The organism is Enterobacter sp. WCHEn045836 (assembly GCF_003965585.1).
In the GTDB taxonomy this organism is placed as follows: domain Bacteria; phylum Pseudomonadota; class Gammaproteobacteria; order Enterobacterales; family Enterobacteriaceae; genus Enterobacter; species Enterobacter dissolvens.
The window spans coordinates 254338-279448 of sequence record NZ_RXPT01000002.1; the positions used below are offsets into that span (position 1 = coordinate 254338).

Below are 25111 nucleotides of genomic sequence, written 5' to 3' on the forward strand. Positions count from 1 at the left end.
CCTTAATGTGAATGAGCGTGAGCGTGGCTATGACTGTGGGCCTCGCTGGTGTAGGCCCCCGCTTCGGGTTCAAACGGCAGGCTGGCAAAGGTCACTTCCAGCCCAAACTGGCGCAGCATGTCGTCGAGGACATGATCGTGGTGATAGCGCAGCTCGCCGGGCATGATTTGCAGCGGCACATGGCGGTTACCCAGGTGGTAGCAGGCGCGGGCGAGCAGGAAAGGATCGTCGCAGCGCACCACGGAGACGGACTCCGGGGCGGCAATCACTTCGATCACCTCGCTGCCGTCTTCGTTACAGAGCAGGTCGCCGCCGCGCAACAGTAAACCGCGCGGCAGCATCAGCCCGGCTTCGCGCCCGTCGTTCAGCGCCACGCGGGCGCGGCTTTTCACCCGCACGTCAATCGGCAGCGTGACGCTGGCGGTGATCGGATGCGCATGGTCCAGGCGTTGGGTTAAATAGATCATCATCACTCCTCAAAACAGGAAATAGCGTTGCGCCATCGGCAGAACGTCAGCCGGTTCGCTGGTTATCAGTTCGCCGTCGACGCGCACTTCATAGGTTTGCGAATCGACGGTGATATTTGGCTGCAGGCCGTTGTGGATCATGTCGGCTTTTTTCACCGTCCGGCAGCCTTTGACCACCGCTGTGGCGCTCTGCAGGTTGAGCTGTTGTGCCATTCCCAGCGCGTCAGCAGCCTGCGAGACAAACGTCAGCCGGGTGGCGTGGCGTGCGGCACCCAGCGCACCAAACATCGGGCGGTAGTGGACCGGTTGCGGCGTGGGAATCGAGGCGTTGATATCGCCCATCGGCGCGCAGGCGATCATCCCGCCCTTGACGATGGTGGCGGGTTTCACGCCAAAGAACGCCGGGGACCAGACCACTAAATCCGCCAGCTTGCCCGCCTCGATGGAGCCCACTTCGTGGGCGATACCGTGGGTAAGTGCCGGGTTAATGGTGTATTTGGCGACGTAGCGCTTCACGCGAAAGTTGTCGTTATCGCCGGTCTCTTCCGGCAGTGCGCCGCGCTGCACCTTCATGCGGTGCGCCACCTGCCAGGTGCGGATAATCACTTCGCCCACGCGGCCCATCGCCTGGGAATCAGAAGAGGTCAGCGAGAATGCGCCGATATCGTGCAGCACATCCTCCGCGGCGATGGTTTCCCGGCGAATACGCGATTCGGCAAAGGCTACGTCCTCGGCGATATCCGGGTCGAGGTGGTGGCAGACCATCAGCATGTCGAGATGTTCATCGATGGTATTGACCGTATAGGGCAGCGTCGGGTTGGTGGAGGAGGGCAGAATATTGGGGTGTGCGCAGGCGGTAATAATATCCGGCGCGTGGCCACCGCCTGCTCCTTCAGTGTGGAAAGTATGGATGGTGCGCCCGCCAATGGCGGCCAGCGTGTCTTCGACGAAACCGGATTCGTTCAGCGTGTCGCTGTGCAGCGCCACCTGAATGTCCATCTCTTCCGCCACCTCCAGCGAGCAGTTGATGGCCGCGGGCGTCGCGCCCCAGTCTTCGTGGATCTTAAGTCCGATGGCACCGGCGACTATCTGCTCGCGCAGGGCATCCGGGTTTGAACCGTTACCTTTGCCGAGCAGGCCGATATTCACCGGCAGGGTATCGGCAGCCTGCAGCATACGGGCGATATACCACGGTCCCGGCGTGCAGGTGGTGGCGTTGGTCCCTGCCGCAGGTCCCGTACCGCCGCCGATCATCGTTGTGACGCCGGAAACCAGCGCCTCTTCGGCCTGTTGCGGGCAGATCCAGTGGATGTGGGTGTCGATCCCGCCAGCGGTGACGATCTTCCCTTCAGCGGCGATCACTTCTGTGGCGGCACCGATCGGGATCGTTACGCCAGGCTGAATGTCAGGGTTACCGGCTTTGCCGACGGCGAAGATCCGCCCGTTCTTCACGCCGATATCCGCTTTCACGATCCCCCAGTGATCGACAATCAACGCGTTAGTCAGCACCAGATCCACGCAGTCTTGCGCGGTCATCTGCCCCTGGCCCATGCCGTCACGGATCACTTTCCCGCCGCCAAATTTAACCTCTTCGCCGTAGACGGTGAGATCGTCTTCCACTTCGATCCACAGCTCACTGTCGGCTAATCGTACTTTATCGCCGGTGGTGGGGCCGAACATATCGGCATAAGCCTGGCGCGAAATTTCAGCCATTTTTCACTTCTCCCATCACGTCACCACGGAAACCGAAAATGCGCTGCGCTCCGGTGACCTTAACCAGCGTCACTTCGCGCTTCTGGCCAGGTTCGAAACGCACGGCGGTGCCTGCCGGAATATTCAGCCGGTAGCCTTTGGTGGCTTCCCGGTCAAACTTCAGCGCCGGATTCACCTCGTAAAAGTGGTAGTGCGATCCCACCTGGATCGGTCGGTCACCGTGATTTTCGACGATGACACGCCGGGTTTCGCGCCCGACGTTAAGGGCAATAGTGCCGGGTTGGATCTGATACTCGCCTGGGATCATCACGCGCTCCTTACACGATCGGGTTATGCACGGTGACGAGCTTTGACCCGTCCGGGAAGGTGGCTTCCACCTGAATATCCGGGATCATCTCCGGTACGCCCTCCATCACCTGGTCGCGCGTCAGGACGTGACGGCCCGCTTCCATCAGTGAGGCGACGGTTTCGCCATCGCGCGCGCCTTCCATAATGAAGGCGCTGATCAGCGCGACCGATTCCGGGTAATTGAGCTTTACCCCGCGCGCAAGGCGGCGTTCGGCAACCAGCGCGGCGGTGAACAGCAACAGCTTGTCTTTTTCTCTGGGGGTCAGTTCCATAATGTTTCTCTTATGTCTGCCAGATACGCGGCGAACAGGCGGTTTTTGAGGTTAACTGCGGGCGAAGCGACTGCCAGATGTCGCGCATCACCCGCTGGCAAATCAGGTTGTCGTGGGAGAGAAAACGCACCGACAGCAGATCGTCAGTGAGCGTTGCCCCGGCAAACGTATTCAGTGGTGCGAGCAGCTCGCGCACCGTGTCGAGGTGCACTTCCCCGGCCGGATAGAACAGCAGCGTGCCGAGCCACGGATGCCCGGCAACAGGGGTAAGATCGCCGTCGCGGAGATGCTGACGCTCGATCAGACGCGGCTCGTCATCTACCCACACCTCAAGACGGCTCTCCAGCGTGCCGTGGCTGAAGGTTTCGTTTATCACCGGGCGGCCCAGGCAGTACAGCTCCCACGCCAGCAGCGTGCTGGAGGCCTTCAGGTGGAAGACGGAGCGCAGTGCGGCATTCGCACCGGGAAAAATAATGGTGTCCTGCGGCAGCCATTCCAGAGTGGCGTCTTCATCGAGATAAAAGTGCTGGCTCAGACGGGCCTGCGGGCCGCTGCTGCGATAGAACTTGCTGGCGCCGGGCATGGTGATAAGCGTATGGCTTTTGGCGTTCAGCCGAACGGAAATGTCCAGCGTATCGCCGCCCACAATCCCGCCGGGCGGATGAAGCAGATAAAGGTGGCAGGTTTCCCCTTCGGGGTAAAACGGACGCTGAACGGTAAGCGGCCCGACGTGATGAGCGGAGTACAGGAGGGTTTTCTCAGGGGTGTGACAAAACTGCAGGGCAAGCGATGCCTGCCAGCCTTTGTATGAATTATCAGTGACCTGAGCTGCTAACATGCTGCATCCATCTGCTCATCATCGGGGTCGTTTCAGTATGCCCTGGCGGAAATGAAGGCTGTCATATGAGTCGCTTATGGATGGCGGTTAAGACGAAACAAAACAGCACGCCCGGGAGGCGTGCTGTCTGACAAAGATCGCGATGCCGTTATTTCAGGTGCTCATGCAGCGCTGCGCCGGCCTGCTCAAGGGCAACCTTGACCGTCGGCTCTTCGCTCAGTGGATTGAGCAGGCCGTAATCGTGGATCATGCCGTTATAGCGTGTGACGGTCACCGGGACGCCAGCTGCATCCAGTTTACGCCCGAAGGCTTCACCTTCATCACGCAGAACGTCCAGCTCTGCTGTCTGAATCAAGGTCTCCGGGAAACCTTTCAACTGCGCGGTGCTGGCGCGAAGCGGAGAGGCCAGGATATTGTTGCGATCGTCAGCGCGGGTGGTGTAGTTATCCCAGAACCATTTCATCATGTTTTTCGACAGGAAATAGCCGTTCTCGAACTGGTTATACGAGGCAGTATCAAAATTCGCATCGGTCACAGGCCAGAGCATGACGTTGTAGCGAATTTTTGGCCCATTAAATTGTTTTGCCTGCAGCGCCACGGAAGCCACCATATTGCCGCCCACGCTGTTACCGACCAGACCCAGACGGCTACCATCCACGCCAATTTCCTGACCGTGCGCGGCTACCCATTTTGTCGCTTCATAGGCCTGATTGATTGCCACCGGGAAGTGGGCTTCAGGTGACGGTGTGTAATCGACATAAACCGCAGCGGCGCCGGAAGCGCGAACGAGGTCGCGGATTAAACGTTCGTGGGTTGGGAAATCACCCAGCACCCAACCGCCGCCGTGAAAGAACATAAATGCCGGGAGCGTGCCGCTCGCGTTTTCAGGTTTCACTATTTTCAGTTTGATCGCCTGACCATTTACCTGGATCGTTTTTTCTGAAACGTCAGCGGCGGGAAGTTTTGCCCCCTGCTGCGCGCCAATCAATACCTGACGTGCTTCCTGCGGGGTCATCTGTTCCATCGGTTTCCCTTTCCCGGCATTCAGAACATTAAGAAATGCCTGCACGCCCGCGGTCGGGGTTGGGGTATTGCTGGTTTGAGCGGATGCCGCGGCTGACGCGAAGACGGAAGAAACCAGGATGGCGGTCATTGTTTTCATGGTTGTACCTCTTTAAGCGAGTATTGAACAGTTACCGCATTAAGTAGTGCGCTACTTAGTTGTTGGTATAATACTTGCGCGCAAGATACTTTTAGTCAAACTTTATTTATAATTTTTTTTAGATAACAGCTTCAGGGTGGATACAAAAATGAAAGAAAACAAAACATTAGATGATTTACTTTGCTTCTCCCTGTACTCGGTTACCAATGCGTTCGTTCGACAATATCGCCCCTTGCTGCAGGAGCTGGACCTCACTTATCCGCAATTTGTTGTTTTGATGGCCCTTTATGAGAAAGACAACATCCCGCTTCGCGATCTGAGCGATAAGACGTTTTTTGATTCGGGTACATTGACTCCGCTCGTACAAAAGCTTGAGGCAAAAGGATTTTTGAACCGTGTTGCCGTGGCTAATGATGAACGGATGAAACACGTCGTTCTGACCGATAAGGCGAATGAACTTAAAAAGCAGGTGATGGCGCTGCCAGACCGGATTCGCTGCAGCATGCGGATGAATGATGATGAGCTTGAGACGCTAAAAAAACTCTCCAGAACGCTGCTGGAAGATTTATAAAAATCCTTCGGTGGGCTGACCCCACCGAAGTGATGCGTAATTACCGATAATCCTCCGCATCCACATCATACCCGGACGGCTCCCAGCGGATCGCCAGCAGTGAGGCCAGCCCGATAAACGGCGCCAGGGCGATCACCCAGAAGACGGCGGTATCCAGTGAGGCTACCAGCAGCGGGAAAAGGAACAGTGACAGCGTTGAACTGCTGCGCATCAGCGTCTGGTTAAGGCCTACGCCCACGCCGCGCAGCGAGGTCGGGTAGCTGAGGGAAGCGAACGTCATGGTGTGCGCGCCTGGCCCAAAACCCTGACCAAACAGGAACAGCGCCAGCATGCCGACGGCAATCACACCCTCTGCCGCGCCCTCAGGCCGCCCTATCAGCGCCAGCCCAAGCAGTGCTACCAGCTGACAGGCGTAGCCCGCAAGTGACATTCGCCAGGCGCCGAAGCGCGGCACGTAGCGGACCGCCAGCAGTCCGCCAACGAAGGCAAACAGCAGGTTAAGCGCGAGCGAAATCAGAATGGTGGTCAGCATCGACTGGACAAAGAAGCTGGAGATGATCACCGGAAGACCAAACGCCACGGCGTTATAGGCGAAGGAAGAGACCACCGACAGCAGCGTGGCGAGCATGGTGCGGCGTAAATAGATGCCCCGGAACAGGTTCAGGTAGTTCGACCATTTTGCCTTATTGACCACCGGCGCGGGCTGGCTGAGCGCGTCCTGCGGCACGTGGGCATTGATGTTATAAGACTGACGTAAAATAGACGCCGCCTCTTTCAGGTTGCCCTGATTTGCCGCCCAGACCGGCGATTCGCTCATATAGCGACTGCGAATGGCGATAATCACCAGCGCAGGCACCGCACCAAAACCGAGGATTAAGCGCCAGAGCCAGTCGCTGTGGCTTGCCGGCAGCACGGCGTAGAAGAAAAGCACCAGCAGGTAAGAGATGCTGATGGCGGCATACCAGGTAGGGCACCACATTGCGACGCTGGAGGCCTTATTACCCGGGCCTTTGAGTTTGGCAAACTCGCTCAGAAAGGCCATCGCCACGGGGAGGTCGATCCCCACGCCGAGCCCCATCACAAAGCGCGCACCCGCCAGCACATATTCGTTTGGTGCCAGTGCGCAGGCGATAGCGGCGACGACAAAGAACACCATGTCGGCCATAAAGACGCGGTAACGCCCGATTTTATCCGTAAGATAGCCGCCAAGCAGCGCCCCGACGATAGCACCAAAGGTAATGGCCGAGGCCACCATGCCGGTGCCTGCAGGGGTTAAATTGAATTCGCGGGTAATGTCTTTGATGCCAAACGCCAGTGCGCCGAGATCGTAGGCATCGAGGAAAATCCCTCCCAGCGCGATACCGACCACAATACGGGCGTTAGTGCGGCCCTGAGAACCGTCGTTAACCAGACGTGAAACGTCCGATGCGTTACGTACCCACTTGATGTCGCCATCCGGGGTGTTTCCTGCCGTTGCAAGGGGAGTGGTGTCTGTGATTTCTGCCATTTTCTTTTTGTGTGGTTGTGTTGTGTCTCTAACAGTTACCACAGGCAGAAGATGACCAAAATCACATTTGGTTATAAGGCATAACTCTCCGCTACTCGGGATCTTTTTTCTTTCGCTTGAGCTTCGTCCAGATTTTGGTCTCCTGACGACGCCACAGACGCTGAATATTATCGTGATGACGCAGCAGGATAAGGCAGGAGAGCATCGACACCGGGAAGGTGAACTGGGGTTTGAACCACCAGACGTAGAAGGGGGCAATCAGCGCGCTGACGATGGCGCCCAGCGACGAATAGCCGCTCAGAAGGATGGTCAGCAGCCAGGTGCCCGCCATCACGCCGGTGAGATCCCAGCCGATGGGCGCGATGGCACCAAAGGCTGTCGCGACGCCTTTGCCGCCTTTAAAACCGAAGAATACGGGCCAGATGTGGCCGACACAGGCGGCGATGGCAATAAGCCCCAGCCAGAACGGAGTGACGCCCAGCGCATACGCGCCCCAGACGGGTAACATCCCTTTCAGAACGTCAAAAATCAAAACCGCTACGGCTGCTCCCTTGCCGCCAATTCGTAGTACATTGGTCGCTCCCGGATTCCCGGAACCACTTTCGCGCGGGTCAGGTAACCCGGCAATACGGCAGACCAGAATGGCGCTGGAGATTGAGCCGCAAAGGTAGGCGAGGAGAATCATTCCAGGCGCGATTGCACTCATAACGCTGTTCCGTTTAGAAAATGTATCTGTATTCTCAGCATCTGTGGATAATACGCATAATTCACCGGAAGTGGTATCCGGTTTAGCCAAAAAGCAGGCAGGTCGTGATGGATATTGTATTTATAGAGCAACTTTCGGTAATCACCACTATTGGTGTTTACGACTGGGAACAGACTATCGAGCAGAAGCTGGTGTTCGATATCGAAATGGGCTGGGATAACCGCAAGTCAGCGAAGAGTGATGACGTAAATGATTGTCTGAGCTATGCCGACATCAGCGAAACGGTCATTGCCCACGTTGAAGGGCAGCGTTTTGCGCTGGTAGAACGGGTGGCGGAGGAGGTGGCCGAACTGCTGCTGACCAAATTCAACTCGCCGTGGGTGCGCATTAAACTGAGCAAGCCAGGCGCGGTGGCGCGTGCCGCTAATGTGGGCGTCATCATCGAGCGTGGCACAAATCTGAAAGGAAAGATTTAACGTCATAATAGCTAAACCATTTTAGGTTATATCGGTCTTAAAGCTGTATCTTTCACGGTAGCTGTTGGGGCGACCGTTTTTTTATATTTTTTTAGGGGTTTATAGATGAGCGATATGCACTCGCTGCTGGTGGCGGCAATTCTGGGTGTGGTCGAAGGATTGACGGAGTTTTTGCCGGTTTCCAGTACGGGCCATATGATTATCGTTGGCCATCTGCTGGGCTTTGAAGGCGATACCGCAAAGACGTTCGAGGTGGTCATTCAGTTGGGTTCCATTCTGGCTGTGGTCGTGATGTTCTGGCGGCGTCTGTTTGGGTTGATCGGTATCCACTTCGGGCGTTTGCCACAGCGTGAAGGTGAGAGCAAGGGCCGCCTGACGCTGATTCATATCCTGCTCGGGATGATCCCGGCAGTGGTGCTGGGGCTGGTTTTCCACGACACCATCAAATCGCTGTTTAATCCGATTAACGTGATGTACGCGCTGGTGGTCGGTGGTTTCCTGCTGATTGCGGCGGAAGTGCTGAAGCCAAAAACGCCGCGGGCAGAAGGCCTGGATGATATGACCTATCGCCAGGCCTTTATCATTGGCTGCTTCCAGTGTCTGGCACTGTGGCCGGGCTTCTCGCGTTCTGGTGCGACGATCTCTGGCGGGATGCTGATGGGCGTAAGCCGTTACGCGGCATCTGAGTTCTCGTTCCTGCTGGCGGTGCCGATGATGATGGGCGCCACCGCGCTGGACCTCTACAAAAGCATTGGCTTCCTCACCACGGGCGACATTCCGATGTTTGCCGTCGGCTTTATCACCGCCTTTATCGTGGCGCTGATTGCCATTAAAACCTTCCTGCAGTTGATTAAGCGTATCTCGTTTATCCCGTTCGCCATCTACCGCTTTATCGTCGCGGCTGCCGTTTACGTGGTCTTCTTCTGACCGACTGCCCTCAGTCTTTTGGCTGAGGGCAATGCTTTTCCTTCCAGTCTGATACCGCCTGAATTCGCCGTCTGGTGAGCTCCTCCCGGATCTCGGGACCTTTAAAGCCCGCGTCGACAACATCTTTCGTCGGTACCGCTTTGGCCACCTCCCACGCGGCGCGCAGCAAACGCCCCTGCGGGTAGTCGCAGGCTTCAAACCCGGTACGCCCGCGCACGTCAGCTTCGCTGGTGAGCGCGATCTGCTCGACGCGCTGGGGTTTACGCCAGGCGTCGATGTTATCGAACAGTTTAACGATGGTGGCCGGTTTCAGGATCGGGAAGGTGTGGATAAGGTCGTGGAATTCGGCCACCAGTTTCGCCAGATCGCGGATCTCGTTCGGCACCCGCAGGCGCTGGCACAGCCCCTCGACCAGCTTCACCCCTGCCGGGCCGTGCCCGTGGTGGCGAGGCCAGAATTCTTTTGGCGTTAAGCCTTTGCCAAGATCGTGGCACAGGGTGGAAAAACGCACGTCCACCTCCGGGCTGAGCATGGCCGCCATACTGAGCGTCATCAGGGTGTGCACGCCAGTGTCGATTTCCGGATGCCATTTTGCCGGGGCAGGCACGCCAAACAGCACGTCTATCTCCGGGAACAGCACCTTCAGGGCGCCGCAGTCGCGCAGCACCTGGAAAAAGACCTGCGGGTTGCGGGTGGTGAGGGCATTTTCCGTCTCTTTCCAGACGCGCTCTGGCGTCAGGTGTTCCAGCTCGCCCGCCTCGGTCATGGCGGTCATCAGCGCCATCGTCTCATCGGCAATACGGAAACTGAGATGGGCGTAACGCGCGGCAAAGCGCGCCACGCGCAGCACCCGGAGCGGATCTTCCGAAAACGCCGGGGAAACATGACGTAAAAGACGGTTGCGCAGATCGTCCTGGCCGCCATAAGCGTCTACGATCTGGCCGTTCTCGTCCTGCGCCAGCGCGTTGATGGTGAGATCGCGGCGCAGCAGATCTTGCTCCAGCGTGACGTCCGGCGCGGCATAGCAGGTGAAGCCGGTATAGCCGGAACCGGATTTCCGTTCGGTACGCGCCAGAGCGTACTCTTCGCGGCTTTGCGGATGGAGGAACACGGGAAAATCGCGGCCTACCTGCTGGTAGCCCGCGTCGAGCATCTCTTCGGGGGTGGCGCCTACCACCACCCAGTCTTTATCTTTGACCGGCAGACCTAACAACGCATCACGTACCGCACCACCGACCAGATAACTCTTCACGCCTTACACTCCCGTTTTCTCTTTTCCAGGATCATACGTAAGTCTGGCAGAGAAGACGAGTTAGTTCATCCAGCGGTCTTTACGCTTACGGCTTGGGATCAGGTGTGGCAGAACGAGACCCAGTACCAGACCGACGCCCAGCACGCCGCCGCCATACATAAACCACTGCATGATGATGGTGCGCTGTTTGTCATCGAGCTGCAGATTGGCGGCATTCACTTTCTTCTGCGCCACAATCAGCTCATTCTTCAGTTTCTGGTTCTCTTCTTTCAGACCGTTAATCACGCTGTCGCTCTGCGCGACTTTCTGCTGCATTTCCGCGGTACGCTGGTTCCAGGTGCCGTCAATGTTGTTCAGCTTGTCGGTCAGGGTTTTCACCTGGTTTTCCAGATCCGGCACGCGGGTGCGCAGGCTTGGCACGGTGCTCAGCTCTTTCAGGGGGATCCAGGACGTACGGCCGGAACTGTCGCGAACCTGACCATAATTGGTCTCCGCGTTGGTCTGTAACAGGGTGACTTCCTCGCCGGCATTTACCGTACCCACGAGGCGATAATTATCTCCGGGGCCGCTACGTACCCAGGTGTTCAGTTCGTCAGAAACGTAACGCTTTTCTTCAGCGTGGACCGCAGTCGCGGCGCTAAAAGCGAGTAAAGTAAGTCCAATCAGGCGTAATTTAAGCATATCAGTCGTTATTTTCATAAATAGTGGAACGATAGTAGTGGCATCAGTGTCTCTACGCAAAGGATTCGTCATCAATCAGAATCATCTGTGTCCCGATCGCCGCCGCTGCAAACTTTTTACGCCCGTCAAATTGCTCATTGCGTGGCAATTTGGCGCAAAATACTATGTACTGACAAACAAATGGCGAGGAAGTTCGCCTTCATCGACGCGTCTGTGACGCACGCAAAAGTACAAGGCTATGGCACAAGAGATCGAATTAAAGTTTATCGTCGAAAAAGACAGCGTTGACGCGCTGCGCCAGCATCTGCAAACGCTGTCCGGCGAACACCATGAACCCGTACAGCTGCTCAATATCTATTACGAAACGCCGGACAACTGGCTGCGTCGTCACGATATGGGCTTGCGCATCCGTGGCGCGAACGGGCGCTACGAGATGACGATGAAAATCGCCGGTCGCGTTGTGGGCGGTTTGCATCAGCGCCCGGAATACAATATCGACATCAGTCAGCCAAAACTTGAGCTGGAACGTTTTCCGGCAGAAGTGTGGCCGAACGGCGAACTGCCATCCACCCTGGCAACAGAGGTGCAGCCGCTGTTCAGCACCGATTTCTGGCGCGAGAAATGGCTGGTAACGGAAGGCAAAAGCCGCATTGAAATCGCCCTTGATTTGGGCGAGGTGAAAGCGGGGGAATACCAGGAACCGATTTGCGAGCTGGAGCTTGAGCTGCTGGAAGGTGAGACGAACGATGTGCTGAAGCTGGCGCGTAAGCTAGTGAGTCAGTCAGGCTTACGTCAGGGCAGCCTCAGCAAAGCCGCCCGCGGCTATCATCTGGCAGCCGGGAATGCGCCACGCGTGCTGAAAGAGACCCCTGTGCTACGCGTTGCCCCAAAAGCCAGCGTTGAGCAGGGTATGGAGGCGGCGCTGGAGCTGGCGCTCTCGCAGTGGCAGTACCACGAGGAGCTCTGGGTGCGTAATGTCAAAAACGCAAAAGCCCACGTCCTGGCCGCCATCGGTCTGGTTCGTCATACCCTGACGCTGTTTGGCGGCATTGTGCCGCGCAAAGCAAGTGCTCACTTACGCGATCTGCTGACCCAAACCGAAGCACTGATGCTCTCCGACGTGTCTGCGCAAACGGCGATCTACAGCCCGCAAACCGCGGCCGCCAAACTGGCGCTGACCGAGTTTCTGGTGACGCGCGGCTGGCGCACCTTCCTGGACGCGAAAGCTCAGGCCAAAATCGCAGAAAACTTCAAACGTTTCGCGGATATCCACCTTTCCCGCCATGCCGCAGAGCTGAAAACCACCTTTGCTTATCCGCTGGGCGACCAGTACGGCGATCAGCTGATCCGCCTGACGCGCAACATCGACAGCATGTTACTGCTGTCAGGCGCCTATGATGGCGTCAAAGCGCAGGCCTGGCTGGAGAACTGGCAGGGGCTGAAACATGCCATCGAAACCCGTCAGCATATTGAGATTGAGCATTTCCGCAACGAGGCCATTTCGCAGGAGCCATTCTGGCTGCACAGCGGAAAACGTTAACTCTGGCAAGGAACCCCTATAATGCCGCTTTCTTCGCAGTTACAGCAGCAGTGGCAGACCGTTTGCGAACGTCTGCCTGAGTCATTACCGGCGTCATCGTTAAGTGAGCAGGCAAAGCGCGTGCTCACGTTCAGTGATTTTGTGCAGGAAAGTATTACGGCTAACCCGGACTGGCTGGTGGAGCTGGAAAACGCCCCGCCGCAGGCTGACGAGTGGCGGCATTATGCAGGCTGGCTGCAAACCGCGCTGGCTGACGTCGCGGATGAGGCCACCTTAATGCGGGTGTTGCGCCAGTTCCGCCGCCGGGTGATGGTGCGTATCGCCTGGGCGCAGGCGCTTGAGCTGGTCAGTGAAGAGAGCACGCTCCAGCAGTTGAGCGAGCTGGCGCAGACGCTGATTGTCGCTGCGCGAGACTGGCTTTACGCCGCCTGCTGTAAAGAGTGGGGCACGCCGTGCAGCGATGAAGGGGTTCCTCAGCCGCTGTTGATTCTGGGGATGGGCAAGCTGGGCGGCTGCGAGCTGAACTTCTCCTCCGATATCGACCTGATTTTTGCCTGGCCGGAGAACGGCTCCACGCGCGGAGGCCGTCGTGAGCTGGACAATGCCCAGTTCTTCACCCGTCTTGGCCAGCGTCTGATTAAGGCGCTGGATCAGCCGACGCAGGACGGATTTGTCTATCGCGTGGATATGCGTCTGCGTCCGTTTGGCGACAGCGGCCCGCTGGTGCTGAGTTTTGCGGCGCTGGAAGATTACTACCAGGAGCAGGGGCGCGACTGGGAGCGTTATGCGATGGTCAAAGCGCGGATCATGGGTGACAGTGATGACGCTTACGCCAACGAGCTACGCGCCATGCTGCGCCCGTTTGTGTTCCGTCGCTATATCGACTTCAGCGTGATCCAGTCCCTGCGTAACATGAAAGGGATGATCGCCCGTGAGGTACGCCGTCGTGGGCTGAAAGATAACATTAAGCTCGGCGCGGGCGGGATTCGTGAAATCGAGTTTATTGTCCAGGTTTTCCAGCTCATCCGCGGTGGTCGCGAGCCGTCGCTGCAATCCCGCTCGTTGCTCCCGACGCTGTCGGCGATTGAGCAACTCCATCTCCTGCCGGAGGGGGACGCACAAACCCTGCGTGAGGCATACCTGTTCCTGCGTCGTCTGGAAAACCTGCTGCAAAGCATCAATGACGAGCAAACCCAGACCCTGCCGGGGGATGACCTGAACCGGGCGCGTCTGGCCTGGGGTATGCGCGTGGACGACTGGGCGGCACTGACCGAACGACTGGACGCGCATATGGCAGGCGTGCGCCGTATCTTTAACGAGCTGATTGGCGATGATGAAAGCGAATCGCAGGACGATACGCTCTCTGAACACTGGCGTGAACTGTGGCAGGATGCCCTGCAGGAAGATGACACCACGCCCGTGCTGGCGCACCTGAGCGACGACGATCGCCATCGGGTGGTGGCGCTGATCGCCGATTTCCGCCTTGAACTCAACAAGCGCGCCATTGGTCCGCGTGGTCGCCAGGTGCTGGATCACCTGATGCCGCACCTGCTGAGCGATGTCTGTTCCCGTGCCGACGCACCGGTGCCACTTTCCCGCATGATGCCGCTGCTGAGCGGCATTATTACGCGTACCACCTATCTTGAACTGCTGAGCGAGTTCCCGGGAGCGTTGAAGCATCTGATCACGCTCTGCGCGGCGTCACCGATGGTGGCCAACAAGCTGGCGCGCTACCCGCTGCTGCTGGATGAACTGCTCGATCCCAATACCCTCTATCAGCCGACGGCGACCGATGCCTACCGCGATGAGCTGCGTCAGTATCTGCTGCGCGTGCCCGAGGAAGATGAAGAGCAGCAGCTGGAAGCGCTGCGTCAGTTCAAACAGGCGCAGATGCTGCGCGTCGCGGCGGCGGATATTGCCGGAACGCTGCCGGTGATGAAAGTGAGCGATCACTTAACCTGGCTGGCGGAAGCAATCATCGATGCAGTTGTGCATCAGGCGTGGATCCAGATGGTGGCGCGTTACGGTCAGCCAAAACATCTTGCTGAACGAGAAGGCCGCGGTTTCGCCGTGGTAGGCTATGGCAAGCTCGGCGGGTGGGAACTGGGATACAGCTCGGATCTGGATTTAATCTTCCTGCACGATTGTCCGGCCGATGTGATGACCGACGGCGAGCGTGAAATTGACGGGCGCCAGTTCTATCTGCGTCTGGCCCAGCGCATTATGCACCTGTTCAGCACCCGCACGTCATCGGGGATTCTGTACGAAGTGGATGCCCGTCTGCGCCCGTCCGGCGCTGCCGGGATGCTGGTGACTTCAACGGAATCCTTTGCCGATTATCAGAAAAACGAAGCCTGGACGTGGGAGCATCAGGCGCTGGTGCGCGCCCGCGTGGTATATGGTGATCCGCAGTTAAAAACGCAGTTCGATGCCATTCGTAAAGCGGTGATGACCACCCCACGTGAAGGCAGTAAGTTGCAGACCGACGTGCGCGAAATGCGTGAAAAAATGCGCGCGCACCTGGGCAATAAACACCGCGATCGGTTTGATATTAAAGCCGATGAGGGTGGCATTACCGACATTGAGTTTATTACTCAGTATCTGGTGCTCCTGCATGCGCATGATAAGCCGAAGCTGACCCGCTGGTCGGATAATGTGCGCATTCTGGAGCTGCTTGCGCAAAACGACATCATGGATGAGCAGGAAGCGCTGGCCTTAACCCGCGCCTACACCACGCTGCGCGATGAGTTGCACCACCTCGCCTTGCAGGAACAGCCGGGCCACGTGGCGCTCGACTGCTTTACCCATGAACGCGACCAGGTGAAAGCGAGCTGGCAGAAGTGGCTGGTGGAACCGTGCGTAACAAAACAAGTGTGATATCATCGCGCGCAAATTGTGAATCTTTCTGGAGTCAGGAATGAAAGTAACACTGCCAGAGTTTGAACGTGCTGGAGTTATGGTTGTCGGCGATGTGATGCTGGATCGCTACTGGTATGGGCCGACCAGCCGGATCTCCCCGGAAGCACCGGTACCGGTCGTTAAGGTCGATACCATTGAAGAGCGTCCTGGCGGCGCGGCAAACGTGGCGATGAACATTGCTTCTCTGGGCGCGCATTCGCGTCTGGTGGGCCTCACCGGTATCGACGATGCGGCGCGCGCGCTGAGCAAGTCGCTGGCGGACGTGAACGTGAAGTGCGATTTCGTTTCTGTTCCGACACACCCGACCATTACCAAGCTGCGCGTGTTGTCGCGTAACCAGCAGCTGATCCGCCTCGACTTTGAAGAAGGGTTTGAAGGTGTGGATCCGGAGCCGCTGCACGAGCGCATTAATCAGGCGCTGAGCAATATCGGCGCGCTGGTACTGTCCGATTACGCCAAAGGGGCGCTGGCAAGCGTACAGCAGATGATCCAGCTGGCGCGTAAAGCCAATGTGCCGGTACTGATCGATCCGAAAGGCACCGACTTTGAGCGCTATCGCGGCGCAACGCTGCTGACGCCAAACCTCTCGGAGTTTGAAGCGGTGGCGGGCAAGTGTAAGACGGAAGCGGAGATCGTCGAGCGCGGTATGAAGATCATCGCTGACTTCGAGCTGTCTGCACTGCTGGTGACCCGCTCCGAGCAGGGGATGACGCTGCTGCAGCCGGGCAAAGCGCCGCTGCATATGCCTACTCAGGCGCAGGAAGTGTACGACGTGACGGGTGCCGGTGATACGGTGATCGGCGTGCTGGCGGCAACGCTGGCGGCGGGTAACTCCCTCGAAGAAGCCTGCTACTTCGCGAACGCCGCGGCGGGCGTGGTCGTCGGAAAGCTCGGGACCTCTACCGTTTCGCCAATCGAACTGGAAAACGCCGTACGCGGCCGTGCCGATACCGGTTTTGGCGTCATGAGCGAAGACGAACTGAAAGTGGCCGTTGCCGCTGCGCGTAAACGCGGTGAGAAAGTGGTGATGACCAATGGCGTGTTCGACATTCTGCACGCGGGCCATGTCTCTTATCTGGCGAATGCACGCAAGCTGGGCGATCGTCTGATTGTGGCAGTGAACAGCGATGCCTCGACCAAACGTCTGAAGGGCGAAACGCGTCCGGTGAATCCGCTGGAGCAGCGTATGATTGTGCTCGGCGCGCTGGAAGCGGTGGACTGGGTGGTGCCGTTTGAAGAAGACACGCCTCAGCGCCTGATTGCAGGCATTCTGCCGGATCTGCTGGTGAAAGGCGGCGACTATAAACCGGAGCAAATCGCGGGCAGCGAAGAGGTCTGGGCCAACGGCGGTGAAGTGATGGTGCTCAACTTTGAGGACGGGTGTTCAACCACCAACATCATCAAGAAGATCCAGAAAGACAGTCAGTAAAAAAAACGGGCCAGTTGGCCCGTTTTTTTTACCCTCTCCCCGTGGGAGAGGGCTAGGGTGAGGGCACAACAGGCCGCACTTACTCCTGGTCATCCACAGGTGGGATCGCCGGTGCGGGTTTCACTTCCGCTGGCGTATTCCGGTTTTCCAGCTCGGTCAGACGCTGTTCCAGCAGCGCCAGTTTCTCGCGGGTGCGCAGCAGAACCTGCGTCTGCACGTCAAACTCTTCGCGGCTGACTAAATCAAGGCGAACCAACTGCGCCTGCAGCGTCTGGCGGATTTTCTTCTCAACATCATCACCAAACTCACGAATGCCTTTCGGCATGGATTCATGAACCTGACGTGCAATTTGCTCAATTTTCTTTGGGTCAATCATTGTCGTTTCCCTTGATGAAAAGGTGTTAGTGTCCATTGTAGCGCGTCATGCCACGGGTTAAACAAAATTGTTTGTTGCTTATGCATTGCCCAGGATAATCAATAGCGTTATAGTTATCTCGCTTATTCTCAGGGCGGGGCGAAATTCCCCACCGGCGGTAAATCAGCGTCATGCTGAAAGCCCGCGAGCGCTTTGGGTGAACACTCAAAGGTCAGCAGATCCGGTGTAATTCCGGGGCCGACGGTTAGAGTCCGGATGGGAGAGAGTAACGATCCAGTCGGGCATGGGCCCGCTCACGTTATCTTTTTGCCGCTTATACGGCGCTCCTAAGACTGCCCTGATTCTGGTAACCATAATGTTAATGAGGTTTTTTTACCATGAATCAGACGCTACTTTCCTCTTTTGGCACTTCAACTCAACGTGTTGAACATGCACTGGATGCATTGCGCGAAGGCCGCGGTGTGATGGTGCTGGACGATGAGAACCGTGAAAACGAAGGCGACATGATTTTCGCCGCCGAAAACATGACCGTTGAGCAGATGGCACTGACCATCCGTCACGGCAGCGGCATCGTATGCCTGTGTATTACCGAAGACCGTCGTAAGCAGCTTGACCTGCCGATGATGGTTGAGAACAACACCAGCGCCTTTGGTACCGGTTTTACCGTGACGATTGAAGCTGCGCATGGCGTGACCACCGGTGTGTCAGCGGCTGACCGTCTGACTACCGTCCGTGCAGCGATTGCGGATGGCGCGAAACCCTCCGACCTGCACCGTCCTGGCCACGTCTTCCCGCTGCGTGCGCAGGCGGGCGGTGTGCTGACCCGTGGCGGCCACACGGAAGCGACCATCGACCTGGTAACGCTGGCAGGCTTCAAACCTGCAGGCGTACTGTGTGAACTGACCAACGATGATGGCACCATGGCGCGTGCACCAGAGTGCATCACCTTTGCACGCTTGCACAACATGCCGGTGGTGACGATTGAAGATCTGATCGAATACCGTCAGGCGCATGAGCGCAAAGCCAGCTGAACTGCACACGAATGAAAAAGCCGGGGAAACCCGGCTTTGTTGTCTCTAGTGGTAGTTAATTTTAAACAGCACGACCGTTTCAAAAGGACCAGAATCGATACCCTTTCCCTCTGCACGTGAAAGCTCAGCGGTGTACGTGGTCTCGAAATGCAGTACCGAACCGGTAAAATCAGCGTACTCGTCATACTGATTGAAGGTGTAGGGCTGTGTACCGTTAAGAATACGCAGCTTCAGCCCATTACCAATCAGCAACGCCGTGTCATTGGCCGTCAGTTCGTTATCGGTATAGAACGACGCGTCGATCTTAAACCCGTCTGAACACTGCGCATCCTGTACTTTACTGGTTTTAACCGAGAACGTTCGCGTGCGTGTGCCCTGATTGACGATGTCACGTGCGCTGAAGGTGCCAAAATCGATCTCCTGATTTTCAGGGTAAATGCTGAACGTCGCCCCGCAGTCCAGGACCCTGATGTTCTCCAGCCCGTTAATGTGATATTTGAGATTTTTCGCATCAGAAAGGGCATTTACGCCTCCTTTGCCGTCAAACTGCACGACGATGTAATCACCAAGCGTGCTGACGTAGCCCTGAGGCGGTATCGCCCTGAGCTTAACGTACAGTCTGAAGCGCGCCGCAAAGGTTCGTGAGGTATGAACATCCAACGCATTCCCCGAGCACACGTATTTCTCCCAGCCCATCGCTTTTAACTGTTCAGCCGTATATTTACTCAGGCTGTTGTTGTCCAGACACTGACGGGTATCCACGCCGTAGGTTTGCCCGATGGCATCGTAGTCCGCACCTTCGTAGGTCACACCAAGTTCGTAGTAAGGATCCGACACCGACGGATAAGGATTCACCCAGGCGAACACATCTTCATTCTCATGATTTGACGCGGTATTTCTGTCGCAATACACGGGGATTTTGATATCGCTGGATTCCCAAATCTTTTGCCCAGCCCTGGCTGTGCTGGGAATTGAGAATTCGGATACCGTTTTGGTTTGCTCCACCGGGCCATTTTGTGTGCCAAGGTAGCAGTTCAGCGCCAGCGCCTGCTTAAGGGGACACATCACCAGCATAAAAAGGAAAAGCTTAGCGAGTTGTCGCATTTTGCCCTGCCTTACGCGGCGCCAGCGTGCATGGTGTTGACCCGGAGCAGGTTAGATTAACCTTGCGTAGCGCACCGTAATCATCGATATAACCTATGCTATAGCCCGTTCCTTGTGATTCACTCAGCGTCAGCGTGCTGGTCGCAAACGGGTCGATCATCAAACTGTCGAAGCCTGGCATCATTGTTTTACCGTTATTGCTCAGCCACGCCAGGGTGATGAAATAGGGCGTTGGGTTTTTCAGGTGCATGGTGTTGCCCGACAATGTCACCGCCAGTTGCATTTCCGTTTCCTCTCCCGTTTTTTTGCGGATGTTTTCCGGACGCCAGAACAACTTGATGCGGCTCTGCATAGCCACCTGCATGACGCTACGCGCCTCTTTCAGATTCGTGCTTTTGGGCGGCACTTCACGCAGATTGAAATAAAACAGCGTTTCCCTATCCTGAGGCAACTGTTGCGTCGCAGCCTGTTTCACAATCCGTACCTGTGACGAAGTGCCAGGTTCAATGCGCTGAATGGGAGGCAGGACCATAAAATGGCTGTCCTCTTTGCGCCCCTCCTGATCCTCCACCCAGGCGAGGGCAAGATAGGGAAGTGATTTACTCTGGTTGTCGATAGTCAGGCTGCTGGCTTTATCGCTTGCGGAAAAGACGATGCGCGTCCTGTCCAGGTTAATCGCCGCATGCGAGACGCTGGAGCCACAAAACAGGAATGCTGCTAAATAAACGTATGATTTCATCATGATAATTTACTGACAGGGCAGCATTAGCTGCGTGGTGTTGTCGAGAGAGGCTGGCAGAGAGAAATGACACTGCTGATTGTCTCCCCACGTGACCGTAAAGTGCTGTTCCGCGTTTACCGCTCCCAGCCAGATGTGTCCGTCCTGGGCGACAATGCCCACCTCTTTACCTGAATCCTGCTCACGCACCTGGGCACCGAGGGGAGGCGTGCCGCGGGCGGTATGTACGACACCGGCAATATCCTGACCCTGACGGGAAGCAATCAGCCGATAACCGATTGCCCCCTCGGTCCATGTCGAGCGAAGGACGCGGTTATCGACATCGACACCCTCTGGCAGATTATTCAGATTGACCTGTACGCTGGCGGGCATATAGCTCGAAAAGGCGGGCAGGACGCCAATACCAAACATGTTGGTGGCATCACGGGACATATTCAGCGGTATGTTGCCGACACCTTCCGTGCTGACCATCACGCGTGGTTCGTTACCGTAGCTCCGGCGATGAAGCGCTGCCCCATGGGCGGTTGCGGTGAACGAGCCGTTCCAGCTCGCACTGACGGAACGGTAGTCATGGGCCTTGTAGCTTCCGGACAGGTTCAGGTCTCCCGTTCCGGCGTAATGCTGATAATTCGCGCTGACTTGCGCCCCGACGTCGGCGGTTTCGCTCTCGGTCCCTGCGGAGATCCCCCAGGTATTGTTACTGTCTGAAGAGTCATACCAGGAGAGCGTCTGACGCTTCGTGTCGCTGTTTCTCAGGTCGTAATTGAGGCGGTGCTCCGGAGCGAGGGGCAGGCTTAGCGAGAAGTAAACCTGCGTGTCATCGCTTTGATCCTGATAATGTGTTTTGCTCCATGAGGCCGTCACGCCAAGATTTTTCCAGCGGCCAAGGTCGAAGGTGTATCCTGCCGTGAGCGTGCCGGTGGTGGAGGGGGCTCTGTCCCACCAGGTCTGGCGCAGCATACCAAGGTAAAGGTTTAACGACAGGGCGGGGATGAACTGGCTGGCAGTGATGCTCAGCGTTTGTTTTTCCATTTCTGCGTCAGCCTGATCGTTTTCAAGAAAACGGGCATAGCTGAGAAAGCGATTGTCGGAGTAGCGGGAGCTGGCAAGCGTAAGCTGGCTCCCGGTGGTGTCGAAACGCTTGCTGTAGTTGATGCGATAGCTGTATCCGGTCTGCTTTGTTTCTCCTACGCGCTGGCTGCTGGCCCGGGTGACGTCAAATGACAGCGCTCCAAGCATATCCATGTTTTGCCCGATACCTGCCGCCAGTGCGCGGTAATCATTACCGCTGTTGAGAAGCCCGCCGTACAGGGATGTCCGGGAGAGTACGCCCCAGGAGAATTCGCTGCTTAAAAAGGCCTCGCTTTCGACATTATGCGAGCTGTCCTGACGGGGTTTACCGCCCGCCAGCTTATAGCGAACCTGGCCTTTTCGCGTCAGGAAAGGCACTGATGCTGCAGAAACCTGAAAGGTACTGGTGTGACCGTCTTCTTCGGCGACGATAACGTCTAACGTACCCTGTACCGACTGGTTGATATCCTGGATCACAAAGGGACCCGGCGGAACTTTGGTTTGATAGATAATTCTGTCTGCCTGGCTGACGGTCACGGTGGCATTCGTCTGAGCAATACCAGAAATTTGTGGCGCGTAGCCGCGCAGAGACCAGGGCAGCATGCGCTCGTCGCTGATAAGTGAGGCTCCGGTGTAGGAAAATCCGTCGAAAATATCAGACTGAAAATCTGACTCACCCAGCGTGAACTTTGAGCCAAGTGCAGGCAGAGGGCGAAAAAGGTAGGCGCGCGACAGGCGGCCATCGCTCTGCGACCTCCCATCCGTACGGTTAAGGGCGTACTGATAATCTCCTCGCAGTCGCCAGGCGCCCAGGTTGGCGCCAGCGGTCCCGTAGGTGTTGACGTTATCGCTGCTTGACCCCTCATCTGGCTGATAGCGGCTGGCAAACAGATTGTAATCCAGCAGCACGCCTGAGACACCGTTGTCCCAGGTCGCGGGCGGCATCCAGTTGGTGGAACGGTACTGTAGCCAGGCCTGAGGTAGGGTGACTTCCAGCGTTTGCGTCGCCTGAATAAACTCGAAACGAACCTGCGGCAGCGGGGAAAAGTCGACACAGCCCGCGTTAACCGTCAGCATGCTGCGGTATTTATCGTCCAGACCAAAAGTGTCCGCCAGATCGGACGGAATGCAGACTTCCGTTGTATCGTCTTTTTTATACCAGGCTAACTGCCAGCCGTTAGTGAGCGGCGTATTATTTATTGAAACGGTAACGAAATAATGACCCGGCGCAACGTGGTTCTTATCTTTGAACTGGGATAAATCAACATTGCCGCGCTGATCTTTATCGATAGCGTTAATATTAAATTCAACGGCGACCAGTGGGAGAGGCGTAAGAAAGCCAGCAATGATGATCGAAAACGCACTGTATTTCATCATTTAGCTCTCAAATAAAATTACGGCAATGGCTGGCAAATATATTGCCAGCCGAAACAGAATTCAGCGTCTTGGCTTATTTATACAGCAGGACGTAATTTGCGGTAGATTCAACCTGACCGGCCGTTGCTGTTTTACCACTGGCCACTTCCATCTGCGCTTTGAAGTGCAGCGTCTGAATTGCTGAACCTGCAGACAGATCGACAGTCTCTGTGGAGCCAAGCGTGACTGGAGACTCTGCGCTATCCAGCAGGCGAACGCCAACATTCTGTGCACCGCCCGCATAGGTATTGCTCAGCAAGCTGGTGTCTGTTGAATCGGTAGCGGTGCTGCTGAAGGTCACGTCCACTTTGGTGACGGGGGTGGCGGTTTCATCCGCTGCGTCAAGCTGGCAGTTTTCCAGATTGATATCAACCGGCACCGCCGTTGATTTTTTGTTGGCATTAATGACCGCGGTTGTTATCTGACCAAGATCGATCTCTTTATCAACGCTGTCAGGAGCGATATTACATGGCGCATCAATCACAACACCTTTGAAGGTAATTTTTCCGGAGCCTTGATCGCTGGCAAAAGCAGGTGCAGAGAGGAAAGTGGCGAGAGTCAGAGCAAGAAGGGTTTTATTTCCATCGTTCATTAGAATTTCCTTTACATGAGCATTTTTGAACGGTCAAAAATTGGCTCTGTGTATTTTACTTTCAAATGTAACAATGTGTTGTTAGTAATTATTAAGCCCGCTTTAAGATGGCTTATATATATGCGCTTATTGAATGGGTGTGTGATTAATTACGCCTGGGAGATGGGCGCTTATAAAAAAATAAGCGCCATAATATAATATTAGCCAATGCCTGCCGTTTGTAACAACACCAGGCTTAATCCCATTACAGACATTCCGCATAACACGCCATAGCTTGGATTGTTGTCGGGATCGATCTCTTTCGCCAGTGGCATCAGTTCATCTACCGAGAGCGCCACCATAATCCCTGCAACCGCGGCCATAATGGCAGCCATCACCACCGGTGAAACCAGACTGCCCAGGATCAGCCATGCCAGCACACCGCCCAGAATTTCAGCCATGCCTGAAATTCCGGCCCAGAGCACGGCGGTGCGTTTTGATCCCGTGGCGGCATAGACCGGCCCGGCAACGGCCAGTCCTTCAGGAATATTGTGCAAGGCCACCGCCAGGGCGATACCCAACCCCATTTCCAGATTGCTGCTGGCGGTCACATAGGTCGCCACGCCCTCGGGGAAGTTATGCAGACTGATGCCGAGTGTCAGTAAAATAGCGGTACGTTTAATCTTACGTGGCACGGGCGTGACGCTTTTCTGCATCAAATCCTGCGGATGCGCGTGGGGCAGCATGCGATCGAGGGCAAAATAGCCCAGCAGACCAAAGACAAACATGCCGTAACCCAACACCGGAGACATGCCTTGCGTTCCCAATGCGGCAGGCAGCATCTCCATCAGGGAGATAAGCAGCATAATGCCGGCGGCAAAACCCAGTGAAAAGGCCAGCAGGCGATTAGACGGCTTTTGGCCGAGCACGCCGAGGAACGCACCGATAAACGTGGCGGCGCCCGCAAGTATGGTCAGGATCAAGGGGACAGACATGCAATGCTCCTTGCGTTAATCATTCTAATCAATACTAATTATTCACTTTAGCCAAAGCGAGAGCGGGAACCTGTGCTTTACGCATTCCTTACATTCAAATTTCCTGATGATGATCTTCACGCTTATCAGCGTTCATCTTTGCAGGATTACGCGTAATGTAGCACCATCAAATTGACACCTTCTGTAAGGATAACACCATGACTTCTTCGCGTATGCCAGCACTGTTTTTAGGCCACGGTAGCCCAATGAACGTGCTGGAAGACAACGTCTATACCCGCACGTGGCGTCATCTGGGCGAGACGTTACCGCGTCCAAAAGCGATTGTGGTGGTGTCTGCGCACTGGTTTACCCGCGGCACCGGTGTGACCGCCATGGAAGCGCCAAAAACCATTCATGATTTTGGTGGCTTCCCGCAGGCGTTGTACGACACGCACTATCCGGCTCCAGGCTCGCCAGAGCTGGCCCTCCGACTGGTCGATCTACTGGCCCCGGTTCCGGTCGCGCTGGATAAAGAAGCCTGGGGCTTTGACCACGGCTCATGGGGCGTACTGATAAAAATGTACCCTGACGCCGATATCCCGATGGTGCAGCTGAGTATCGACAGCACTAAACCGGCTGCCTGGCACATGGAGATGGGCCGCAAGCTGGCTTCGCTTCGCGATGAAGGCATCATGCTGGTGGCAAGCGGTAACGTGGTACACAACCTTCGCACGGCGCGCTGGCATGGTGAAAATACCCCGTATCCGTGGGCAACGTCCTTTAACGACTACGTCAAAGACAATCTGACCTGGCAAGGCCCGGTTGAAGAGCACCCGCTGGTGAACTATCTGGATCACGAAGGCGGTTCGCTCTCTAACCCAACGCCGGAACACTTCCTGCCGCTGCTGTATATCCTGGGCGCGTGGGATGGTCAGGAGCCGGTGACGATCCCGGTCGACGGTATAGAGATGGGGAGTTTGAGTATGTTGTCGGTGCAGGTGGGGTAATAAAAGCACAACCC

24 protein-coding genes and 1 riboswitch are annotated in these 25111 nt (G+C 56.3%); of the genes, 8 read left to right on the forward strand and 16 right to left on the reverse strand.

Features of this window, described 5'->3' with window-relative positions:
• Positions 1–2: 2 nt before the first annotated feature.
• The 6 genes from ureE to EKN38_RS03645 all read right to left on the reverse strand — a co-directional run bounded on the left by ureE (position 3) and on the right by EKN38_RS03645 (position 4800).
• Positions 3–467 carry an urease accessory protein UreE gene (gene ureE / locus EKN38_RS03620; protein ID WP_014833318.1) on the reverse strand — a complete coding sequence of 155 codons (465 nt, stop codon included), beginning with the start codon at positions 465–467 and terminating at the stop codon, positions 3–5.
• A gap of 9 nt (positions 468–476) precedes the next feature.
• Positions 477–2180: an urease subunit alpha gene (gene ureC / locus EKN38_RS03625; RefSeq protein ID WP_014833317.1), complete on the reverse strand. Its 1704-nt coding sequence runs from the start codon at positions 2178–2180 to the stop codon at positions 477–479.
• The gene (locus tag EKN38_RS03630) at positions 2173–2487 is read right to left on the reverse strand and encodes an urease subunit beta (RefSeq protein ID WP_014833316.1); all 315 of its coding nucleotides are present in this window, start codon (positions 2485–2487) and stop codon (positions 2173–2175) included. Before EKN38_RS03630 ends, ureC begins: the two co-directional genes overlap by 8 nt.
• 10 nt (positions 2488–2497) lie before the next feature.
• Positions 2498–2800 carry an urease subunit gamma gene (locus EKN38_RS03635; protein WP_003862556.1) on the reverse strand — a complete coding sequence of 101 codons (303 nt, stop codon included), beginning with the start codon at positions 2798–2800 and terminating at the stop codon, positions 2498–2500.
• A gap of 10 nt (positions 2801–2810) precedes the next feature.
• Positions 2811–3638 (reverse strand): urease accessory protein UreD, encoded by an 828-nt coding sequence (locus tag EKN38_RS03640; RefSeq protein WP_014833315.1) that lies wholly within the window; start codon positions 3636–3638, stop codon positions 2811–2813.
• A 148-nt stretch (positions 3639–3786) separates the two neighbouring features.
• Positions 3787–4800 (reverse strand): alpha/beta hydrolase, encoded by a 1014-nt coding sequence (locus tag EKN38_RS03645; RefSeq protein ID WP_014833314.1) that lies wholly within the window; start codon positions 4798–4800, stop codon positions 3787–3789.
• A gap of 148 nt (positions 4801–4948) precedes the next feature.
• On the opposite strand from EKN38_RS03645, the gene EKN38_RS03650 reads away from it, so the two are divergent.
• Positions 4949–5371 (forward strand): MarR family winged helix-turn-helix transcriptional regulator, encoded by a 423-nt coding sequence (locus tag EKN38_RS03650; RefSeq protein WP_014833313.1) that lies wholly within the window; start codon positions 4949–4951, stop codon positions 5369–5371.
• A 40-nt stretch (positions 5372–5411) separates the two neighbouring features.
• On the opposite strand, the gene EKN38_RS03655 is transcribed toward EKN38_RS03650, so the two are convergent.
• A complete protein-coding gene (locus tag EKN38_RS03655) occupies positions 5412–6878 on the reverse strand; it encodes an MFS transporter (RefSeq protein ID WP_014833312.1) in 1467 nt (488 codons plus the stop codon).
• 91 nt (positions 6879–6969) lie between these two features.
• Positions 6970–7584: a glycerol-3-phosphate 1-O-acyltransferase PlsY gene (gene plsY, locus EKN38_RS03660; protein WP_014833311.1), complete on the reverse strand. Its 615-nt coding sequence runs from the start codon at positions 7582–7584 to the stop codon at positions 6970–6972.
• A gap of 107 nt (positions 7585–7691) precedes the next feature.
• Between plsY and folB the strand changes: the two genes are divergently transcribed.
• A complete protein-coding gene (gene folB, locus EKN38_RS03665; protein ID WP_013098764.1) occupies positions 7692–8060 on the forward strand; it encodes a bifunctional dihydroneopterin aldolase/7,8-dihydroneopterin epimerase in 369 nt (122 codons plus the stop codon).
• A 105-nt stretch (positions 8061–8165) separates the two neighbouring features.
• Positions 8166–8987 (forward strand): undecaprenyl-diphosphate phosphatase, encoded by an 822-nt coding sequence (bacA, locus tag EKN38_RS03670; protein ID WP_014833310.1) that lies wholly within the window; start codon positions 8166–8168, stop codon positions 8985–8987.
• A gap of 10 nt (positions 8988–8997) precedes the next feature.
• Here bacA and EKN38_RS03675 read toward each other — a convergent pair whose 3' ends face one another.
• Together EKN38_RS03675 and EKN38_RS03680 are read right to left on the reverse strand one after the other, a co-directional pair.
• On the reverse strand, positions 8998–10239 hold the full coding sequence (locus EKN38_RS03675) for a multifunctional CCA addition/repair protein (protein ID WP_014833309.1): 1242 nt from the start codon (positions 10237–10239) through the stop codon (positions 8998–9000).
• Between the two features lie 60 nt (positions 10240–10299).
• Entirely contained in the window at positions 10300–10920 is a 621-nt protein-coding gene (locus tag EKN38_RS03680) for a TIGR04211 family SH3 domain-containing protein (protein ID WP_014833308.1), read from the reverse strand.
• A gap of 238 nt (positions 10921–11158) precedes the next feature.
• On the opposite strand from EKN38_RS03680, the gene EKN38_RS03685 reads away from it, so the two are divergent.
• From EKN38_RS03685 to hldE, 3 genes are read left to right on the forward strand one after another with little or no spacing between them, the layout of a single operon-like run.
• Complete coding sequence (locus tag EKN38_RS03685; RefSeq protein WP_014833307.1) at positions 11159–12460, forward strand: inorganic triphosphatase; 1302 nt, start codon at positions 11159–11161, stop codon at positions 12458–12460.
• An 18-nt stretch (positions 12461–12478) separates the two neighbouring features.
• Positions 12479–15337 carry a bifunctional [glutamate--ammonia ligase]-adenylyl-L-tyrosine phosphorylase/[glutamate--ammonia-ligase] adenylyltransferase gene (gene glnE / locus EKN38_RS03690; protein ID WP_126521641.1) on the forward strand — a complete coding sequence of 953 codons (2859 nt, stop codon included), beginning with the start codon at positions 12479–12481 and terminating at the stop codon, positions 15335–15337.
• A 40-nt stretch (positions 15338–15377) separates the two neighbouring features.
• On the forward strand, positions 15378–16808 hold the full coding sequence (gene hldE / locus EKN38_RS03695; protein WP_014833305.1) for a bifunctional D-glycero-beta-D-manno-heptose-7-phosphate kinase/D-glycero-beta-D-manno-heptose 1-phosphate adenylyltransferase HldE: 1431 nt from the start codon (positions 15378–15380) through the stop codon (positions 16806–16808).
• 79 nt (positions 16809–16887) lie between these two features.
• Here hldE and ubiK read toward each other — a convergent pair whose 3' ends face one another.
• On the reverse strand, positions 16888–17184 hold the full coding sequence (gene ubiK / locus EKN38_RS03700) for a ubiquinone biosynthesis accessory factor UbiK (protein WP_014833304.1): 297 nt from the start codon (positions 17182–17184) through the stop codon (positions 16888–16890).
• 120 nt (positions 17185–17304) lie between these two features.
• A riboswitch (FMN riboswitch) is annotated at positions 17305–17455 on the forward strand.
• Positions 17456–17561: 106 nt separating this feature from the next.
• On the opposite strand from ubiK, the gene ribB reads away from it, so the two are divergent.
• Positions 17562–18215, forward strand: a complete 654-nt coding sequence (gene ribB / locus EKN38_RS03705; protein WP_014833303.1) for a 3,4-dihydroxy-2-butanone-4-phosphate synthase — start codon at positions 17562–17564, stop codon at positions 18213–18215.
• 45 nt (positions 18216–18260) lie between these two features.
• Here ribB and EKN38_RS03710 read toward each other — a convergent pair whose 3' ends face one another.
• From EKN38_RS03710 to zupT, 5 genes are all read right to left on the reverse strand, one after another.
• Positions 18261–19319: a fimbrial protein gene (locus EKN38_RS03710; protein ID WP_014833302.1), complete on the reverse strand. Its 1059-nt coding sequence runs from the start codon at positions 19317–19319 to the stop codon at positions 18261–18263.
• Positions 19303–20061 carry a molecular chaperone gene (locus tag EKN38_RS03715; protein WP_126521643.1) on the reverse strand — a complete coding sequence of 253 codons (759 nt, stop codon included), beginning with the start codon at positions 20059–20061 and terminating at the stop codon, positions 19303–19305. The genes EKN38_RS03710 and EKN38_RS03715 overlap by 17 nt, the downstream gene beginning before the upstream one ends.
• Positions 20062–20067: 6 nt before the next feature.
• Positions 20068–22506 carry a fimbria/pilus outer membrane usher protein gene (locus tag EKN38_RS03720; protein ID WP_014833300.1) on the reverse strand — a complete coding sequence of 813 codons (2439 nt, stop codon included), beginning with the start codon at positions 22504–22506 and terminating at the stop codon, positions 20068–20070.
• Between the two features lie 73 nt (positions 22507–22579).
• The gene (locus EKN38_RS03725; protein ID WP_014833299.1) at positions 22580–23137 is read right to left on the reverse strand and encodes a fimbrial protein; all 558 of its coding nucleotides are present in this window, start codon (positions 23135–23137) and stop codon (positions 22580–22582) included.
• A gap of 200 nt (positions 23138–23337) precedes the next feature.
• Entirely contained in the window at positions 23338–24111 is a 774-nt protein-coding gene (zupT, locus tag EKN38_RS03730; protein WP_014833298.1) for a zinc transporter ZupT, read from the reverse strand.
• Positions 24112–24308: 197 nt separating this feature from the next.
• Here zupT and ygiD point away from each other — a divergent pair, with 197 nt between their 5' ends.
• A complete protein-coding gene (gene ygiD, locus EKN38_RS03735; protein ID WP_014833297.1) occupies positions 24309–25097 on the forward strand; it encodes a 4,5-DOPA dioxygenase extradiol in 789 nt (262 codons plus the stop codon).
• Positions 25098–25111 lie beyond the last annotated feature (14 nt).

Excerpts from the sequence above, each read along its gene's own strand:
- ureE (WP_014833318.1), bottom strand. The coding sequence starts at position 467 with ATGATCTATTTAACCCAACGCCTGGACCATGCGCATCCGATCACCGCC.
- ureC (WP_014833317.1), bottom strand. The coding sequence starts at position 2,180 with ATGGCTGAAATTTCGCGCCAGGCTTATGCCGATATGTTCGGCCCCACC.
- EKN38_RS03630 (WP_014833316.1), bottom strand. The coding sequence starts at position 2,487 with ATGATCCCAGGCGAGTATCAGATCCAACCCGGCACTATTGCCCTTAAC.
- EKN38_RS03635 (WP_003862556.1), bottom strand. The coding sequence starts at position 2,800 with ATGGAACTGACCCCCAGAGAAAAAGACAAGCTGTTGCTGTTCACCGCC.
- EKN38_RS03640 (WP_014833315.1), bottom strand. The coding sequence starts at position 3,638 with ATGTTAGCAGCTCAGGTCACTGATAATTCATACAAAGGCTGGCAGGCA.
- EKN38_RS03645 (WP_014833314.1), bottom strand. The coding sequence starts at position 4,800 with ATGAAAACAATGACCGCCATCCTGGTTTCTTCCGTCTTCGCGTCAGCC.
- EKN38_RS03650 (WP_014833313.1), top strand. The coding sequence starts at position 4,949 with ATGAAAGAAAACAAAACATTAGATGATTTACTTTGCTTCTCCCTGTAC.
- EKN38_RS03655 (WP_014833312.1), bottom strand. The coding sequence starts at position 6,878 with ATGGCAGAAATCACAGACACCACTCCCCTTGCAACGGCAGGAAACACC.
- plsY (WP_014833311.1), bottom strand. The coding sequence starts at position 7,584 with ATGAGTGCAATCGCGCCTGGAATGATTCTCCTCGCCTACCTTTGCGGC.
- folB (WP_013098764.1), top strand. The coding sequence starts at position 7,692 with ATGGATATTGTATTTATAGAGCAACTTTCGGTAATCACCACTATTGGT.
- bacA (WP_014833310.1), top strand. The coding sequence starts at position 8,166 with ATGAGCGATATGCACTCGCTGCTGGTGGCGGCAATTCTGGGTGTGGTC.
- EKN38_RS03680 (WP_014833308.1), bottom strand. The coding sequence starts at position 10,920 with ATGCTTAAATTACGCCTGATTGGACTTACTTTACTCGCTTTTAGCGCC.
- EKN38_RS03685 (WP_014833307.1), top strand. The coding sequence starts at position 11,159 with ATGGCACAAGAGATCGAATTAAAGTTTATCGTCGAAAAAGACAGCGTT.
- hldE (WP_014833305.1), top strand. The coding sequence starts at position 15,378 with ATGAAAGTAACACTGCCAGAGTTTGAACGTGCTGGAGTTATGGTTGTC.
- ubiK (WP_014833304.1), bottom strand. The coding sequence starts at position 17,184 with ATGATTGACCCAAAGAAAATTGAGCAAATTGCACGTCAGGTTCATGAA.
- ribB (WP_014833303.1), top strand. The coding sequence starts at position 17,562 with ATGAATCAGACGCTACTTTCCTCTTTTGGCACTTCAACTCAACGTGTT.
- EKN38_RS03710 (WP_014833302.1), bottom strand. The coding sequence starts at position 19,319 with ATGCGACAACTCGCTAAGCTTTTCCTTTTTATGCTGGTGATGTGTCCC.
- EKN38_RS03715 (WP_126521643.1), bottom strand. The coding sequence starts at position 20,061 with ATGATGAAATCATACGTTTATTTAGCAGCATTCCTGTTTTGTGGCTCC.
- EKN38_RS03720 (WP_014833300.1), bottom strand. The coding sequence starts at position 22,506 with ATGATGAAATACAGTGCGTTTTCGATCATCATTGCTGGCTTTCTTACG.
- EKN38_RS03725 (WP_014833299.1), bottom strand. The coding sequence starts at position 23,137 with ATGAACGATGGAAATAAAACCCTTCTTGCTCTGACTCTCGCCACTTTC.
- zupT (WP_014833298.1), bottom strand. The coding sequence starts at position 24,111 with ATGTCTGTCCCCTTGATCCTGACCATACTTGCGGGCGCCGCCACGTTT.
- ygiD (WP_014833297.1), top strand. The coding sequence starts at position 24,309 with ATGACTTCTTCGCGTATGCCAGCACTGTTTTTAGGCCACGGTAGCCCA.